General features: G+C 28.9%; 19 protein-coding genes and 1 riboswitch. Of the genes, 13 read left to right on the forward strand and 6 right to left on the reverse strand.

Annotated features, from left to right (window positions below; all coding sequences use genetic code 11):
- Positions 1–4 precede the first annotated feature (4 nt).
- The gene (locus T514_RS23725) at positions 5–733 is read left to right on the forward strand and encodes a stage II sporulation protein P (protein ID WP_051541718.1); all 729 of its coding nucleotides are present in this window, start codon (positions 5–7) and stop codon (positions 731–733) included.
- A gap of 57 nt (positions 734–790) precedes the next feature.
- Here T514_RS23725 and T514_RS0102715 read toward each other — a convergent pair whose 3' ends face one another.
- The 4 genes from T514_RS0102715 to thiD form a co-directional block, all read right to left on the reverse strand.
- The gene (locus T514_RS0102715) at positions 791–1,144 is read right to left on the reverse strand and encodes a YmaF family protein (RefSeq protein ID WP_051541721.1); all 354 of its coding nucleotides are present in this window, start codon (positions 1,142–1,144) and stop codon (positions 791–793) included.
- A gap of 201 nt (positions 1,145–1,345) precedes the next feature.
- The gene (locus T514_RS0102720; RefSeq protein ID WP_027623375.1) at positions 1,346–1,828 is read right to left on the reverse strand and encodes an NUDIX hydrolase; all 483 of its coding nucleotides are present in this window, start codon (positions 1,826–1,828) and stop codon (positions 1,346–1,348) included.
- Between the two features lie 10 nt (positions 1,829–1,838).
- On the reverse strand, positions 1,839–2,495 hold the full coding sequence (locus tag T514_RS0102725) for an HAD family hydrolase (RefSeq protein WP_479723125.1): 657 nt from the start codon (positions 2,493–2,495) through the stop codon (positions 1,839–1,841).
- A gap of 36 nt (positions 2,496–2,531) precedes the next feature.
- Entirely contained in the window at positions 2,532–3,347 is an 816-nt protein-coding gene (thiD, locus tag T514_RS0102730; protein WP_027623377.1) for a bifunctional hydroxymethylpyrimidine kinase/phosphomethylpyrimidine kinase, read from the reverse strand.
- A gap of 69 nt (positions 3,348–3,416) precedes the next feature.
- Positions 3,417–3,515, reverse strand: a riboswitch (TPP riboswitch).
- A 309-nt stretch (positions 3,516–3,824) separates the two neighbouring features.
- On the opposite strand from thiD, the gene T514_RS0102735 reads away from it, so the two are divergent.
- A complete protein-coding gene (locus tag T514_RS0102735) occupies positions 3,825–4,223 on the forward strand; it encodes a hypothetical protein (RefSeq protein ID WP_027623378.1) in 399 nt (132 codons plus the stop codon).
- A 119-nt stretch (positions 4,224–4,342) separates the two neighbouring features.
- On the opposite strand, the gene T514_RS0102740 is transcribed toward T514_RS0102735, so the two are convergent.
- Positions 4,343–5,668 (reverse strand): glycosyl hydrolase family 18 protein, encoded by a 1,326-nt coding sequence (locus tag T514_RS0102740; protein WP_027623379.1) that lies wholly within the window; start codon positions 5,666–5,668, stop codon positions 4,343–4,345.
- 201 nt (positions 5,669–5,869) lie between these two features.
- On the opposite strand from T514_RS0102740, the gene T514_RS0102745 reads away from it, so the two are divergent.
- Positions 5,870–6,454, forward strand: a complete 585-nt coding sequence (locus T514_RS0102745) for an HAD family hydrolase (protein WP_027623380.1) — start codon at positions 5,870–5,872, stop codon at positions 6,452–6,454.
- Positions 6,455–6,588: 134 nt separating this feature from the next.
- On the opposite strand, the gene T514_RS0102750 is transcribed toward T514_RS0102745, so the two are convergent.
- On the reverse strand, positions 6,589–7,329 hold the full coding sequence (locus tag T514_RS0102750) for a class I SAM-dependent methyltransferase (RefSeq protein ID WP_027623381.1): 741 nt from the start codon (positions 7,327–7,329) through the stop codon (positions 6,589–6,591).
- Positions 7,330–7,556: 227 nt separating this feature from the next.
- On the opposite strand from T514_RS0102750, the gene T514_RS0102755 reads away from it, so the two are divergent.
- The 10 genes from T514_RS0102755 to feoB all read left to right on the forward strand — a co-directional run bounded on the left by T514_RS0102755 (position 7,557) and on the right by feoB (position 17,136).
- Positions 7,557–8,747: an anti sigma factor C-terminal domain-containing protein gene (locus tag T514_RS0102755; RefSeq protein ID WP_027623382.1), complete on the forward strand. Its 1,191-nt coding sequence runs from the start codon at positions 7,557–7,559 to the stop codon at positions 8,745–8,747.
- Positions 8,748–8,917: 170 nt separating this feature from the next.
- Positions 8,918–9,454, forward strand: a complete 537-nt coding sequence (locus T514_RS0102760; RefSeq protein WP_027623383.1) for a GNAT family N-acetyltransferase — start codon at positions 8,918–8,920, stop codon at positions 9,452–9,454.
- An 80-nt stretch (positions 9,455–9,534) separates the two neighbouring features.
- Positions 9,535–11,064, forward strand: a complete 1,530-nt coding sequence (locus T514_RS0102765) for a zinc metalloprotease HtpX (protein ID WP_027623384.1) — start codon at positions 9,535–9,537, stop codon at positions 11,062–11,064.
- A 180-nt stretch (positions 11,065–11,244) separates the two neighbouring features.
- Positions 11,245–12,138, forward strand: coding sequence for a glycosyltransferase (locus T514_RS23730; RefSeq protein WP_084284247.1), 894 nt, complete (start codon positions 11,245–11,247; stop codon positions 12,136–12,138).
- A gap of 56 nt (positions 12,139–12,194) precedes the next feature.
- Complete coding sequence (locus T514_RS23735) at positions 12,195–13,412, forward strand: sensor histidine kinase (protein ID WP_051541723.1); 1,218 nt, start codon at positions 12,195–12,197, stop codon at positions 13,410–13,412.
- A 303-nt stretch (positions 13,413–13,715) separates the two neighbouring features.
- On the forward strand, positions 13,716–13,964 hold the full coding sequence (locus T514_RS0102780) for a hypothetical protein (protein ID WP_027623385.1): 249 nt from the start codon (positions 13,716–13,718) through the stop codon (positions 13,962–13,964).
- Between the two features lie 282 nt (positions 13,965–14,246).
- On the forward strand, positions 14,247–14,504 hold the full coding sequence (locus T514_RS0102785; RefSeq protein WP_027623386.1) for a hypothetical protein: 258 nt from the start codon (positions 14,247–14,249) through the stop codon (positions 14,502–14,504).
- 90 nt (positions 14,505–14,594) lie between these two features.
- Positions 14,595–14,816, forward strand: coding sequence for a FeoA family protein (locus T514_RS0102790; RefSeq protein ID WP_027623387.1), 222 nt, complete (start codon positions 14,595–14,597; stop codon positions 14,814–14,816).
- Between the two features lie 18 nt (positions 14,817–14,834).
- Entirely contained in the window at positions 14,835–15,059 is a 225-nt protein-coding gene (locus T514_RS0102795; RefSeq protein ID WP_034867881.1) for a FeoA family protein, read from the forward strand.
- 58 nt (positions 15,060–15,117) lie between these two features.
- Positions 15,118–17,136 carry a ferrous iron transport protein B gene (gene feoB / locus T514_RS0102800; protein WP_027623389.1) on the forward strand — a complete coding sequence of 673 codons (2,019 nt, stop codon included), beginning with the start codon at positions 15,118–15,120 and terminating at the stop codon, positions 17,134–17,136.
- Positions 17,137–17,271 lie beyond the last annotated feature (135 nt).

Below are 17,271 nucleotides of genomic sequence, written 5' to 3' on the forward strand. Positions count from 1 at the left end.
AAATATGAAAAAAGCTTATAAAAATATAATAATTATAGCTATATTTTTTATTTTAGGAATTTTAATATGGTACAATTTTTCCGATTTAAGGGTAAAATCCAATGCTAAAAGCCCAAATGATAAAAGTAATGTTGCCTTGAATAAAACAAAAAATAATAGTAGTAAGGAATTAAATGAAAAAAAGAACATAGATAAACCTTTGCATAACATAGTAATATATAATACTCATGCTGATGAAGAATATGATTTTGGTAAGAAAATAACAGATATATCTGCTTTAATTAGCCATAGGCTTAATAATGAGGGGTTAAATAGCAGCTTTATAAAATGTGATCCACCAAAGGAGTATATGAAAGCATATGAGGTTTCACGTGATGCAATAACAAAAAATATAAAAAAATATGAAGATATAATTTTATTAGATATACATAGAGATATATCTGGAGATCATAAGTTGAATCCTAAAAGAATGCTAATAGTGCTTACTAAAAAGAACCCATGCTATGAATCCAATAAAAAATTTGCTGAGAGTTTATTAAAAGAGATAAATAAATCAAACTCTGTTAAATGTGAAATATTATTACGTAATGAAGGAATATTGTATTATAATCAAGATTTGTCTAATAATGCGGTTCTTATTGAGCTTGGCAATAATAAGTCTAGTAACAGCGATATTGAAGAATGTATGAACGCACTTATTTCAGCATTAAAAAATGTTGAAAAAACTCTTTAAAATTAAAATAATTTAATTGAATGAAGCCGTTATAATTAACGGCTTCATATAATATAATTAGCCACCAATAGGATCTTCAATTAGTGTAGCAAAGATGAATTGGTGTACGTGGCCATCATCAAAAGTGGTAGTTCCACAGACAAAGTGTACATGTCTACCATTACCAACAGGGATAGCTGGTCCAGTTGTAGCTCCAACTTCATGATGATGATCTTCATAAAAATCTGAATTGCCTAGAAGTTGATGAACATGACTATCACCACATGGTATAGCTTCGCTAGTTACTCCAGCAAAGCGATGATTGTGAGGATCTTGATTTTTTTGAGCAATCATTGTACTACCTAAATATTCGTGTACATGGGATTGACTATCTTCAGTATTGTTACAGTTTCTAGTATTGTTTGCAATCATAGCAAATTCCCCCTATTAAGTTAACAAGCATAGCTTGTCTACTGATATAGTATGAAAAGTATATTAGAATGTTACTAATATTTGTGTTAAGTAATAATAAAACTAATTTACAATATATTAGCTTTGTTTATTTTATAGCAATATATTATAGGTTATAGGGGGATTTATTTGGAATACTTTGGAAAATAATTAGAGAAGATATTAATTCCATGGAAAATAATTCAACAAAGGATGTAATTCACCATTATTAAAAAGATTTTTTATTTCATGTTTTGACATCCATTTTGCATTGATAACTTCTTCTTTTTGCAATACCAAATCAGATAATGTGGCATTTGAATGGAACAGCCACACATCGTAAAAATCTTGGGTTGCTTCTCGACGTTTACTATGGATTAGTTGCCCTGAGCTTTCTTCAAGGGTAATACCCAATTCTTCTTTAACTTCACGAAGTGCTCCTTGTAAACTTGTTTCTCCTGATAAAACAGAGCCGCCAGTACATTCCCAACATTCTGGATAGGTTTTATTTGGATGTCTTTGTGACATAAGATAGTTCCCATCATCGCTTTTTATCCATATACTTACTACAACATGATAAAGTCCCAGAGAAATAGGATCTCCTCTTTGATGTTTCAAATTTGTTTTTTCTCTATTTTTATTATATAAATCCCAAAATTCTCCCATTATTTTCACCTCACTTATTTTGTGGAATAGGAGCATTACAAAAATCATATAAATAGCCATCAGCAATATTTATAATATCTGTCCTATATATTTCACAATATTTATCATATACTCCGTAAACTTTCATACCTGCTTTTTTGGAGCTTTCTACAGCGGGAGCTACATCTTCAAAAACGATGCAATCTTTTGGAGGTACACTTAGTCTTTCGGCTGCTAATAGAAAAACATCTGGATATTCTTTCCCACGTTTAACCTCATCTGTAGAACATATTGTATCAAACAATTGGAGGATACCGTTACTTTGTAGGGCAGGGGTATAAAGAACACTTGGTAGGCCTGTGGCAATTGCCAGTTTTACATCTAAAGACTTTAATTTAAGTAAATATTCTTTTGCGTATAGTTTTAGTTGAACATTATAGCTGTATTCATGTATAGCCATGTCGTTCCACTCAGCAATTATATCCTCAACCTTTTCATTTAGTCCAAATAGGTCAATTGTATATTCAGCTGCTTCTTGAAAACTACGGGCACAAATTTCATTTATATAGCCATTAGGAACGGACAATCCTCTTTTAGTGAGAAAATTTATATCTATCTTTTCCCATACATCCATTGAGTTAAGTAATGTTCCATCTAAATCAAAAATTGCTGCTTTAAAATTATCCAAAATTATATTCTCCTTCCAACAAAAATTTTATCAAGGCTAATTTTTAGTATTTCCTTTGTGTAATCCATTGTTATATAGGTCATAAAAATGATGAGTAGGACCGTTTCCCTTACCAATAGGGAGAGAATGTTCAATGGCTGTTGTTACATATTTTTTTGCTTCTTCTACTGCTTTAGGTATAGAAAGACCTAGTGCAAGGTTTGAAGCAATAGCAGAAGAAAAGGTACATCCTGTGCCGTGTGTATTTTTAGTATTTATACGATGAGTTTCAAAGGTATAAAACTGCTTTCCATCATAAAGAATATCCACTGAATTTTCTATAGCATGGCCACCTTTTACAATAACATTTTTACAGCCCATTTCATAAATTAGTTTTGCGGCTATTTTCATGTCATCAATACAATTAATTTTTATATCTGCTATTTTTTCAGCTTCAGGAATATTAGGAGTAAGCACATCGGCACAAGGGATAACAATTTTTATTAAGGTATTCACCGAATTAGGGTCCATTAGTAGACACCCATTTTTTGCATACATTACAGGATCAATTACAATATTGTGTGGTTTGTACTGGTATAACTTCCTTACCACAGCTTCCATACAAGTTGGGGTAGATAGCATACCCACTTTTATTGCGTCTACTTCAATATCTTCAAATACCGCGTCTATTTGTTTTTGGATGATATCTGGTGTAATATCCTGTATATCTATTACACGGCTGGTATTTTCTGCTACAACTGAAACGATTATACTCATTCCAAAAACACCATGAGCAGAAAATGTTTTTAAATCTGCTTGTATTCCTGCTCCGCCACTACAATCTGAGCCTGCGATACTTAAAACTTTTTTCATTTTACAACAGCTCCTTTCAAAATAAAAAAGAGTGCTTCTTTTAAGAAGCACTCAAAAATCACGCAGACTAACATAGGTGATTTGGCTCCCTACGTTAGTATTAGCTAACAGGTTCAAAGGGTCAGATGTTAATCTTTCTCAACTAAATAAGTTCCCCTGCAAACAAAAAAGTTTTCAATTTTTAAACATGATCGTATGGGTAATGATAAATATTTAAATTTATTATAGCATAGAAATATGAATTATGCTACAATGTTCTATTTCATTGATATGTAAATAAAATGGTAGTAAAATAGTAGGGAGTACCGTGGATATTATAGCATAAAATATATTACTTTCATATTTTTAGTGAAAACACCCAATATAATAAAGTATAATTAAGCTTTTATTTGTGGAAGGAGAATTTATATGGAATATTTAATTAAACCAAGTGAAAAATAAAATAACTTATATAAAGATATAACTTAGGAGGAATTTATGAATTATTATTATGGTATATTAATAATTCAGGTTTTAATTTGTATTTTAGCATTAATAAAAGTTATTAATACAATAGTAAACTTGAAAAATAAAAAAATACATAAAGGTTACTGGATACTAGTTATAATTTTAATACCATTATTAATTTACTATATAAAATATCATTTGATTGAGCCTACTAAAGACTTGAAGTATGCTATTAAAGGAAAAACAAAAGTTATCCAAGGAAAAGTTGAAAAAGTTTATGTAGCAGGAGGATCAAATCCTTTTATATTAGGTGGAAAGGAATTTAGAAGAAATCCTTGGAGTTTTAGTCCTAAAGAAGGAGAAAAGTATATATTGAAATATCTTCCCAACAGCAGATATGTTGTTGAATACGAGAAGATAAGTGATTAAATATTATAAATAACTTGATTATAATAAGCTCAGTGACGTTAAAGAATGTGTAAAAATATTTACTTTAAATAATAAAGACAAATAATTTTCATTATTTGTCTTTATTATTTAGAATTAAGTTATCTATTGAATTTTGTTTTAATGCTTGTCCAATAATCATTATTTTCAAGTCCAAGTCTCCACATAGCTATGCCAGACAAACTATATGAATTTACTAAGTTTAATTTATAGTTTAAACTTTGGGAATTTTCAAACCATACAGAATGACTTATTCCTGAAGCATCTATATAAGTGAAATAAGGGGATTGAGATACAGAATCCCATTTCACAGTAGAACCATAAGTTGAAGCTAGATTGTAAATGCCTGAAATACTATAAGCTTTTGTTCCATTTGAAGACCAATCATACCCATAGGCTGCAGTTCCTAAAAGAATTTTTTCCTTTGGTATAACTGTAAGTGCATATTTTATAACATTTTCTACCCAACCAACTGAAGCTATAGCACCAGGAGTTCCGCCAGGGTAATGTTCATCATAGGTCATTAATACAATTTGATCTGAATAACTTGATAGTGCAGCATAATCATAGGCTCCACTCCAAGAAGCTGTAGGACTATCACTAGTTTTAGCAGGAACAGCCATTGTTACATAGAAGTTTTGGGCATGAAGAATGCTGTAAAGTTCACTCATAAAAGTTGTTAAGTAACTTCTATCGTAATAATATACACCTTCAAGATCCACATTAACACCTTTATAGCCATTAGTTTTTAAAGCGTTTAAGATATTATTTATTAACGCTTGTCTATTTGATGAACTCTCTAGTAGTGTTTTTGCTATGTTTCCATCAAAGTTATTGGCTATCATAGCAAGTGATTTAATGCCATTATTATTTGCATAAGTTATTTGACTAGTTGGAATAAGTCCAGAGATATTTCCATATGCATCTGTTGTATAAGTATTTGTAGCAATTTCATCTAAAGTTGAAGTATTAGTTGTCATTGAATTATAAGAGGAAATATCCCCAGAGTAATAATAAGTTGTGTATCCAAGTACCATTTTTTTAGAAGCTAGAGGTAATTGGGAGGTTGTAATATTTATATGGGGGGAATCTAATGATGTACCATAAGAGTTATATGCTCTAACGAAATACCAATACTTTGTGTTAGATGATAATGCTGTGTTTTTATAAGTGTTGCTACTAATTGTAGCTATTAAAGTATAGTTTGTATCATTTGAGGTTGCTCTGTATATTTTGTAGCCGGTTGCTCCTGATACTGATTGCCAATTTAAAGTAACCTCATTTGCTGTTACATTAGAATAAGTTAATGAGGTTGGAGGAGTAGGAGGAGATCCTGTTTTATTAGGCTTAGCAGAAATAAAGCTACTGTGTAAAAGAAATGAAAGGATTAGAATAAGTGTAACAAAAATCTTTTTTTGGAATTTCATTATAGATCACTCCTTTTTTATGTAGAATACTTTCTATATCGAATAAATATTATAAAAAATGGAGAGGTAATTAGTGGTAATATATTCTGTTTTATTCCAATAAGAAATTACCAATTATTCACATGGTTTTTAATATGATATAATAAAAACTAGACAGGCTATTTTTATGTAGAAGAATTATAAAATAAATGAGGGGATAATATGATTAAAAATGTTATTTTTGATTTAGGAAATGTATTAATAAGCTTTAATCCTATAGAATATTTACGTAAAAAGGTAAATAATGAAGAAAAGGTACAGGAAATCTTTAAAGAAATATTCCTAAGTAAAGAGTGGGGGATGCTTGATAAAGGGGTAATTACAGAGGAAGAAGCTATAAATAATATATGTAGTAGGAGTAATGGAAATGATAAGCTCATAAGATTAGCTATGAATAATTGGTATGAAATGCTCACACCTATTGAAGGCATGATAGAGAATCTGAAAAAATTGAAGGATAAAGGATATAAAATTTATTACTTATCAAATTTTCATATGCTTGCTTTTGAAGACGTTACTAATAAAAATGAATTTTTTAAATTTTTTGATGGAGGAGTTGTATCCTTTAAAGAAAAATTATTAAAACCTGAAAAAGATATTTATAATAAGTTAATAGAAAGATACAAAATTGATCCAAAGGAATCAGTTTTTATTGATGATACAGAAACAAATATTGCAGCAGCAAAGAAACTTGGATTTCAAACAATACATTTTAAGGATGATATAGATATAGAAAAAATATGCTAATATGTTGATTTTGTTAACATAGCACTCCTGTTTTCTGTGATCAGGAGTGCTGTATTGTTGTAGTGAATTTATAAAATTCTAAATTCGTGAAGAACTCTAAAAAGCCCTAGAACTATTTATTGAATTTTATATAATCAGTGAGATAGTTGAGCTTTTATTATTACACAGGTGGTTCTGTGAAACTCATCTATAAAGTCAGGTCTTTTTTTCAAAGCATTTTCATCAGGTATTGGTTCTACTAATTCTTTTATAATAAAATTTTCTTTGATTAATGTATTGATAATTTCCGACATAGGTCTATGATATTTTTCTATTTTCTCATTAAGCCATGTTATTTTACGTTTCCCACTATACATATAATCAGATAAGTTAGAATATAGTTTATTTCCGAATTGGTCTTTTGTCCAAACACATCCTTTTTTAGGGGCTGTTGTATTAGGGTGTTCCTGAGAATACAACAATGTACCGTTATCTTTTAATAAAAGCCTTATATCACAAATTAACTTTTTATAATCTTCTACATAATGGAAAGCTAAAGAGCTAAAAATCAAATCAAATTTCTGTGATAATATATTGATTTTACTCATGTCCATTTGGATATATTTTATATTTTCATGAATATTTTCTTTTTTTGCAATTTCCAGCATCTTAGAAGAGATGTCTATTCCAACAACTTTAGATGCACCCTTTGAAATAAAATCAATACAATTGTTGCCATATCCACAACCCAAATCAAGAACTATTTTTCCGCTTAAATCAGGGAGTAATTTTCTTATAGCTGGCTGTTCCACAAGAATGTTGTAATTATATACATTCTTTCTCAACTCTTTATATTCTTGAAAAAATGTTTCATTATCATAAATGTTTTGACTCATTCATTCCTCATCCCCTTACTTTAATGAATAATTTCTATCCTATAGATTGTGTGTATGCTAATTATAACATTAATTACAAAAAATACAAATTTGGTTTATAATTAGGTGTAACATAAATGAAATAATATGGTTTATTAAGTGAAAGGGGTGAATATAATGTGAAAAATGATGAATTTGAAATTCTTTATAAAAAATATTATAAGGAAGTTTTAAAGGAGGCATAAAGTATGAATTTTAAAGATCTATTGGATAAATATAAAGATGGAAATGCATCTCCAGAAGAAATTAAATTAATAGAAGAAGAAATAAATAAACATGAAGCCGTAAAGGAATATTTGTCTAAAAGTTATGATATAGACTTTGAAAATAATATTTTAGAGGACAATTTAAAAAATGAAACAAATTTTATTAAAAACAAAGTAAACAAAAAATTACGCAAAGTAATAGTTTACACTGTTTCTGTTGTATTTTCAATTTTATTTACTATCTTTTATATAGTTTCTCCTATTTTAAATAATTTTTATTATAATCCTGGTGAAAAAACAATAGGTAAATATAATGAGGACTTATATTTTGATGCAAAAGTTTTTACAGAATTAAATTTTCCAGGTTATGAAGTAGATGGGGTAGGTTCAGAGAGTTTAGGCTTTGGGGTATATAATATATTTATTGAACGAAGAAATTCATTTAATCGTGAAACAAAGTATATTAATATTAAAATAAAGAGAAATAGTAGAATGGAAAGTTTTGAATACTGTTCTCCATGGTATTCCTCTGGATTTTATAGTATTAAGGAACCAAATGCTATTGAGGATGAAATTGTTAAATATGGAAACCAAGAAGTTAAACATCATATTAATGAACTTAATCCTGTTTCTTACATTTCTGCATCTGTAATTTTTCAAAAGGATTTAACTATAAAAGAGTTTGATGAATTAAGAAAAAAATATAATAAATTAAGTTTCAAATGGGTAGGAGTGCGTACTGAAAGTGAAGGAAAAACTGTTAATCGTTTATTTGGATTTAACCCTAATTTAAACAATGGATCAGATAGTGCTGATAAAGCTGACAGAAAAAAATATCCATATTTAGAAATGATGGATTGGACGGATGCAGATAATAAGAAGAAAGATTATAATAATATGAAGGAAGCATACACTAAGCATTTCACTTCATTATTAAAATATATGAATGATAGGAAAAAGGCTGTTAAAGCATTAGATCATAACAGTGACATAGTAGTAGGATATTATACAAATGCTTTGGATTATGTACAAAAGAATGGAATAAATACCTATGGAGTTTTAGTTTATGGTGAAGGGAGAGAATTATTACAGTTTATAAACAATGAAAAAATAAAATCCATAAGCATAAATAATGTGTTACCTTCGAAATATATAAATAATCCATGGGGATAAATGAATTTTAAAATTTATATACTTATTTTTATAAAGATTTTGTATTGTATAAATTAAGTAATGTTTAGTTAAATAGTATTAGAATATTTATTTTGTTTTAGGGTGTTGGATTTGGTTTCATATAATTATAGAATATAGGATAAAAAAATAAATAAGAGGGGGGCTAGTCTATGTATTACGGAGAGAGAATTAAACTAAGAGCTTACAAAAGAGAGGATGTACCTTTAGCTTGTGAATATATGAATGATAATGAGATGAAAAGATTACTGGTGAATAAAATACCTTACCCTATGATATTAGAAGAAGAAGAGAAGTGGTTTGAAAGTCTTGTAAATTTAAAGGATAGCTATAATTTTGCTATAGAAGATTTGGAAAGTGGAAAGTATATAGGTGGGTGTGGAATAAATCAGATTAATTGGCTTAACAGGATAGCAATTATAGGTATATTTATAGGAGATAAAAACTATTGGGGAAAAGGATATGGAGCAGATGCGATAAACACTTTAGTTAATTTTATATTTCAACAAATGAATATGAATAAGGTAAAGCTAAGTGTTTTTTCCTTTAATGAAAGAGCAAAAAAATGTTATGAAAAATGTGGTTTTAAGGTTGAAGGAGTTTTAAGACAAGAACTTTTTAGAGATGGAAAATATAATGATGAATATATTATGTCTATTTTGTTTGGGGAATGGAAGAAGAAAAGTTGAAAGGTATACAGTTATTGTTATCTATATATTAACTTATTTGGAAATATTGGCTATAATGGTATGTGAGAGGAGTTGGTGAAGTGAAAGAATATTATAAGGTAGTTTTAAGAAAATCAATAATGCTTTTGTTTCTTTCCTTTGGACTACTATTTGCAGTGGCTACAACTATAGTATGGAAATATAACTTAAGCATCTGGTATGGTGTTGGTATTTCTGTTTTAATAGTATTGATTCAATTTTTATTTGGACCTATGATTATAGACATGGTTTATGAAGCAAAGTTTAAAAAACAACATGAGTATATAAGTGAAAATGTATTAAATTTTATTAAGAATTCCTGTGATGAATACAATATACCATTTCCTAAAATAGGAATAATTAAAGATGGTAACCCTAATGCGTTTACTTATGGACATATTCCAAGAAACGCAAGATTAGTGGTTACAACAGGTCTTTTAGATATATTAAATGAAGAAGAACAAAAGGCTGTAATTGCCCATGAGCTAGGTCATATAAAGCACTATGACTTTATTGCTATGATGGTAGTTTCATTAATTCCTATGATATTGTATCAGATATATATAGGGACTAAAAATAAGAAAACAGATAAAAAATATATTATTGGATTAGGTGCTTATGCAGCATATCTGGTAAGTGGATTTTTAGTTTTAGGTTTTTCAAGAATGAGAGAATATTATTCTGATAATTTTTCTAAAGAGATAATGGGAACTGGGGAGCATTTAAAAAATGCTTTAATAAAGATAGCTTATGGTACCGCTAGTAGAAAAAAAGACGAAACACCTAGAACTTCTTGCATGGCTTTCACAAATAATCTTCAAAATGACTCTTGGATGTTGTCAACCTATAAATTAGAAGAGGAAAGCAAGTTGAATTTTAATCTAATGAAATGGGATTTGAAAAATCCATGGGCAAAGTGGTATGAAATAAATAGTACCCACCCACTAACAGGAAAAAGAATATTAGCATTGGATCATATTGAAATAGAGGATAATGAGTCTTTTACAAAAAGATTAATAAAATTCTTATGGGAAGCAATGGTGAGTATACTTCCATATGCTCTGGCTTTATGTAGTTTTTTATATATTTCTATGGACAAAGATATAAATTTAATAAAATTTATAAATGAAAATTCATTATTAATATTAATAGGAGCTAGTATGTTATTAAAATATTACTATTCCTATGGAAGAAGATATGAAGAAAGAAGCATAAAGGAACTTTTAGCTATGGAGGAAGCTTCTCCAGTAAAGGGTATTCCTGCAATATTAAAGGGTAAAGTAATAGGAAAGGGTATACCAGGACTATTTTTTAGCGAAGACTTAATAATTGATGATGGAACAGGTATAATGCTAGTGGATTATAGACAGCCATTAAAAATCTTTGAATGGATATTTGGAGTATTTGAGGTAGATAAATTCAAGGAAAAAGAAGTAGAGGTTATAGGATGGTACAAAAGAAGCACAAGACCTTACTTTGTATGTAAGTATATAATACATGATGAAGAAAAGATTCAATGTTATAACTATTTATTAATGAAAATACTTGCATATTCTCTTATAGTTATAGGTTTGTGTATTAAATTTTTTTAATCTGAATAATTTATAAAAACAGCCCTATGCAGTTATGTTATCTGCATGGGGCTGTTTATTTTAATTGTAGTTAAGTTGTGATTATACTGTAACATAACTGTGACAATTTAAATTTAAAATACAGATATAAGTTAAACATTAAAGAGTAATTCTAAATTTAAAATAATTGAGGTGAGAGAAATGAGAGAAGCTATAGTTTATTCTGTGGTGGTACCTTTATTTAATGAAGAATTTGTTATTGATGAAAGTTATAAAAGATTAAAACAGGTTATGGATTCTACTAAGGAAAATTATGAGATTGTGTTTATAAATGATGGAAGTAAAAATAGAACTATATATAAAGTAGAAAGCATATGCAAAAATGATGAAAAGATAAAGCTTATTAATTTCTCAAGAAATTTTGGACATCAAGCTGCCATAACAGCAGGAATGGATTTAGCATTAGGGGAGGCAGTAATAGTAATAGATGCAGATCTACAAGATCCACCTGAAGTTATGCTTAAGATGATTAAAAAGTGGAAGGAAGGGTATGAAGTTGTATATGGAAAAAGAATAAAAAGACAAGGAGAGACCTTCTTTAAAAAGTTCACAGCAAAAATGCTTTATAAAATATTAAAGAGTTTAACTACTACTGATATTCCTGTAGATACAGGGGATTTTAGGCTTATAGATAGAAAAGTATGTGATGCTATGATATCATTTCCTGAAAAGAATAGATATGTAAGAGGACTAGTTAGCTGGGTTGGATATAAACAGACTTGCGTAGAGTTTGTAAGACAAGAAAGATTTGCAGGAGATACTAAATATCCTTTAAAGAAAATGATGAAGCTAGCACTAGATGGTATAACTTCTTTTTCTTATAAGCCTCTTGTAGTTTCTGGAAATGTAGCTATTAAAGGATATACAATTGATTTAAGTCCAAAAGAGTATGAGTTATTAATTTACCTTACTGAAAACTATGGTAGAGCACTAAGTAGAGAACAAATACTTGATAAGGTATGGGGATACGACTATTATAAAGATTTAAGAACAGTAGATACCCATATAAATAGACTAAGAATAAAATTAGATTGAAAAAGTAACTATGTTCATACTGTAAGAGGGTATGAATATAGATTTGAGGCGGAAGAATGAATAAGTCAATAAGATCAAAGCTTTTTATATTTATAACCTTTTTATTAATATTTTTTAGCGCTCTTTTATGGATTGTAAATAGTGTATATTTTGAACAATATTATATAAACAAAAAGAAAAGTATACTTATTCAAAATGTAAAGAATCTAGCAAGCATGTATAAAGGTAATATATTATATATACAAGATGAATTAGATAGAACAGCCAATATAACAGGAAGTAATATTGATATAATTAATAAAAAAGGACAATTAATATATAATTCTTCGCGTAGAATGTTAGAGGAAAGAGATATTATAAATAATGTTGAGCCAAAGGAAAGACCTAAGCCGCCCTTAAATGCACCACTTGATATTAATGTTGTTGATAAATATCCTCAGAGGGAATATATTTTTGAAACTCGAAAAGATATTAAATTAAAAATAGATTTTTTTGCTTTTGTGACAAAACTAAATAATGAAGATATACTCACTATAAGGGTTCCGCTAGTTTCAATAAGAGAAAGTGTAGATATAGCAAACAAGTTTGTTGTTATTACAGGAATTATAATTATAATTTTGGAAAGTGCAGGAGCTTATATGTTTTCTAGAAAATTTACTCAACCTATATTGGAGTTAAATAGTATTGCCCCAAATATGGCTAAATTTGATTTTTCCAAAAAGTGTAATATAAGTGGAAAAGATGAAATAGGTCAACTTGGTCAAAGTGTTAACTATCTATCTGATGAATTGTGTAAGGCAATTACAGAGTTAAATATAAAGAATCAACAGCTGGAAAAGGATATTGAGAAGGAAAGAAAAATAGACGAAATGAGAAAAGAATTTATATCCAGTGTTTCACATGAACTAAGAACTCCATTGGCCTTAATACAAGGTTATTCAGAAGGTCTTATTAGTAATGTTGCTGAAAATGAAGAAGATAGAAAATTTTATTGTGGTGTTATTATGGACGAAACAAATAAAATGAATAAACTAGTAAAAGATTTATTGAATCTTTCCCAAATTGAATCGGGATATTTTCAAATTGAAAAAAGTGAATTTAATCTAATATCTTTAATAGAGGACGTACTCAATAAATACAAATCTATTTTTATGGAAAAAAACATTAATATGCAATACGAAATAGAAGAAAGATGCATTGTGTACGGAGATAGAGAGAGGATTGAACAAGTACTTATAAACTATGTAAATAATGCCATAAATCATGTGGATTAAAATAAGTAAAGTTTATAAAAAAGATAAGATAAGAGTAAATGTTTTTAATACAGGAAAGCATATACCAAAAGAATCTTTAGAAAAATTATGGGATAGAAAATGTTGAAGATGGAGTAAACTTTTGGTTCGAAATAGATAGGGTTAAGGATATTTAAGCTTTAACTATATAATAAAATTTAAATAATATTAGGGCTGATTTTTTGCACAAAGTTTTATAATAACCATACTATGTACTATACATTCGATTACTATACTACATATATAATCATATGTGAACATTTATGTAGAAAGGTGGTGTACAGTATGGACATGAATGAATTATTTAGTGCTGTGTCAAGTAGTGGTATTCTTAATGATGAAGGAACAAAAGAATTTCTAGGAAATATGATGAAATCAGGTACCTTTGGAAGAAATGGAGGTCTAATATTTATAATAATAATAGCATTATTATTATTTGGATCTGGTGGATATAATAATTTTTGGGGAGCAAATAACCAGTGTTGCTGTTGTTGTAGAAGACATAAACATCATCATCACAGAAGATGCTGTTAAATAATTTTTATAATATATAAAAACAAAGCTTGTATCTTTTTTGTTTATTAAGATACAAGTTTTTTATTATACATCTATTCCATAACTAATTGCACTGGCTTCCTATTGTTATGACGCTATTATGTAATAAAAAATCATTAGCTTTGAAAATAAATATAATAAAATGATATTTGATATTGAAAATCGTTATCAATTATGTTATTCTATATTTAGTTAGTTTTTCCATAACGGGTAATACTAGTTATAGAATAAATATTTATAATAATATTAGGAGGAAATAATATGTTAATATCATTACTTTGTGAAATAGCTAAGGGAGAAGATTATTCAGATAGAAGTTTAGCAAAAAAATTAAATACCAGTGAAGAAGTAATTAAAAGTTTAAAACGAGAATTACAATTACGAAAATATTTAAAAATAGAGGATGAAAATGAATGTTGTTGTGAAAAATGTACAGGTTGTGCATCATGTTCATCTAATAAATTAAATAATATAAAGATATGGTCATTAACTGAAAAGGGTAAGAAGTTATTGACATAAAAATAAAATTATGGTAATATTTTAATAGTTAATTGATAATGATTATCGATATCTTTGGTTGTTATATAATTTAATGGAGGTAAATGAATAATGAAAAAACTAGATGAAATTGTTGTTGGAACAAAAGTTAAGGTTGAAGAAATACGTAAAGAAAGTAGATTTAAAAGAAGACTTATGGACATGGGTATAATTCCAGGAGTTGATATAAGTATTATGGGAAAAGCTCCTTTAGGAGACCCTATAGAGATTTTGGTAAGAGGATATAAATTAACTTTAAGAAAAAATGAAGCAATGGATATTATGGTAAAGTAAATGTTTAGGGGTGAAATTATGAATACAATGCCTTTACTATTTATGTCAAGAGGGAAAAAGTGTAGGGTTAACAAAATTGATGGTGGAGATTTGATATGTAAAAAGCTTATGGAAATGGGGTTTAATACTGGGGCAACATTAGAAATTGTTAAAAATGATGTAGGACCTTTGATTATAGGCATAGGGGAAAGTAGAATTGCACTTGGAAGAGGGATGGCACAGAAAGTAATTATACAGGAGTAAATTTTTTTAAAATTATATTGATAATGAATATCAATATCGACTAAGATGGAGGGATAAAATGAGTACTATTGCGTTAGTTGGTAATCCAAATTGCGGTAAAACAAGTCTTTTTAATCAGTTAACAGGTTCAAGACAACATGTAGGAAATTGGCCAGGAGTTACTGTAGAAAAGAAGGAAGGAAAATTACAGTTTGAAGGTAAAGAATATACAGTAGTAGATTTACCAGGAACATATAGTTTAGGAGCTTATTCAGAGGATGAAGTTGTGGCAAGAGACTATATCATAAAGGATAAACCAGATGTAGTTATAAATGTGGTTGATTCTACAAATATAGAAAGAAACTTATATTTGACTACTCAATTATTAGAAATGAGTAATAATGTAGTCGTAGCTTTAAATATGATGGATGAAGCTGAGGCGCAAAATATTAAAATTACTATTGATGGATTGGCAAAAGAATTAGGTGTTCCAGTAGTGTATACAGTGGCTACAAAGAAAAAGGGCATAAAAGAACTTCTTCAATCTGCTACAGAAGTAATTAGAAATAAAAATGCAGGGAAGAAGCAAGTATCCTATGGGAAAGAACTAGAAAGTGAAATAGAAAATTTAAAGGCTTCTATAGAAGAGTGTGCATCTGATTTAGAATATCCAGCAAGATGGACAGCCATTAAACTATTAGAAAATGATGAGTATATCCTGGATATAGTAAAAAATAAAGAAAAATCATCAACAATACTAAAAAGATTAAGAGATAGTATAAATAATGTGGCAGATGCTACAGGATTTGAACCTGAAATTAGTATTGTGGATAAAAGATATGAATTTATAGGAGAAGTTGTATCAAAAAATGTAGAAAAGAGAACAAATTATGTGGAAACAACATCTGATAAAATTGATAAAGTAGTTACAAATAAGTGGCTTGGACTACCTATATTTGCACTTGTAATGTATTTGCTTTATCAGGCTACTTTTGTTATAGGACAATTTTTTGCTGATACAGCTGAAGAAGGAATGGGCATATTTGGCGAAAAAGTTGGAGAGCTACTAACTAATTCAGGTGCTTCAGAGATGTTAACAGGATTTATTTGTGATGGTATAATCGCTGGAGTTGGCGCAGTTGTTGTATTTTTACCTATAATAATGGTTATGTATATTTTTATAGGTATATTAGAAGATAGTGGTTACATGGCAAGAGCAGCTTATGTAATGGATAGGTTTATGAGAGCTTTAGGACTTCATGGAAAAACTTTTGTTTCTATGATAGTAGGAAGTGGATGTAATGTTCCAGGTATAATGGCTACAAGAACTCTTGAAAGTAGAAAAGATAGAATGATAGCAATTCTTATTAATCCATTTATATCTTGTGGTGCAAGAATGCCAATTTATCTTGTATTCATTTCAGCATTCTTCCCTAGCAAAGGCGGAATTATACTTTTTTCTCTTTATGTAATTGGAATTATAGTTGCTTTGATATGTGGAAAAATATTTAGTAAGACATTGTTTAAAGGAGAAACTTCATATTTTGTAATGGAGCTTCCACCATATAGAGTGCCTTCTTTTAAAGGTGTTATGATGCTTATGTGGGAAAAAGCAGGAGCATTTTTAAAGAGAGCAGGAACAATTATATTTGCAGTTGTATCTATTTTGTGGGTATTATCTGTATTCCCATTGGGTGTAGAACAATATAGTGATCAATCAATACTAGGAAGAATAGGTTCAGTTATTGCACCAATATTTAAGCCAGCAGGTTTTGGAACATGGCAAGCAGCAGTTGGATTGGTTACTGGTATAGCAGCTAAAGAAGCTGTTGTTGCCACTATGGGTATGGTTTATGCTGGAGTTGAAGAAGGAGCAGCACTTACTGCGGCTATTCAAGGAGCATTCACACCACTTACAGCTATTGCGTTTATGGTAATGTCTTTATTATATACACCATGCGGTGCCGCACTTGGAGCTATAAAGAAAGAAACTAATTCAACTAAGTGGACTGTATTTGCAGCAGCATATACTTTTGCAATTGGTTATATAGCAGCAGTATTAATATTCCAGATTGGAAGGGCTTTAGGATACAATTAAATTATATTTAATATTAACAGGAATCAAGATTATAGGTGTCAATTATATTGGCACCTATAATCTTCATTTACTTAAAGAAAAGATTAACTTTATTATTAAAGCCAGCTTGTAGTATAATGTATGTAACAGTAAAAA

Origin of the sequence: Clostridium lundense DSM 17049 (genome assembly GCF_000619945.1) — a bacterium.
Classification (GTDB): Bacteria; Bacillota; Clostridia; order Clostridiales; family Clostridiaceae; genus Clostridium_AO; species Clostridium_AO lundense.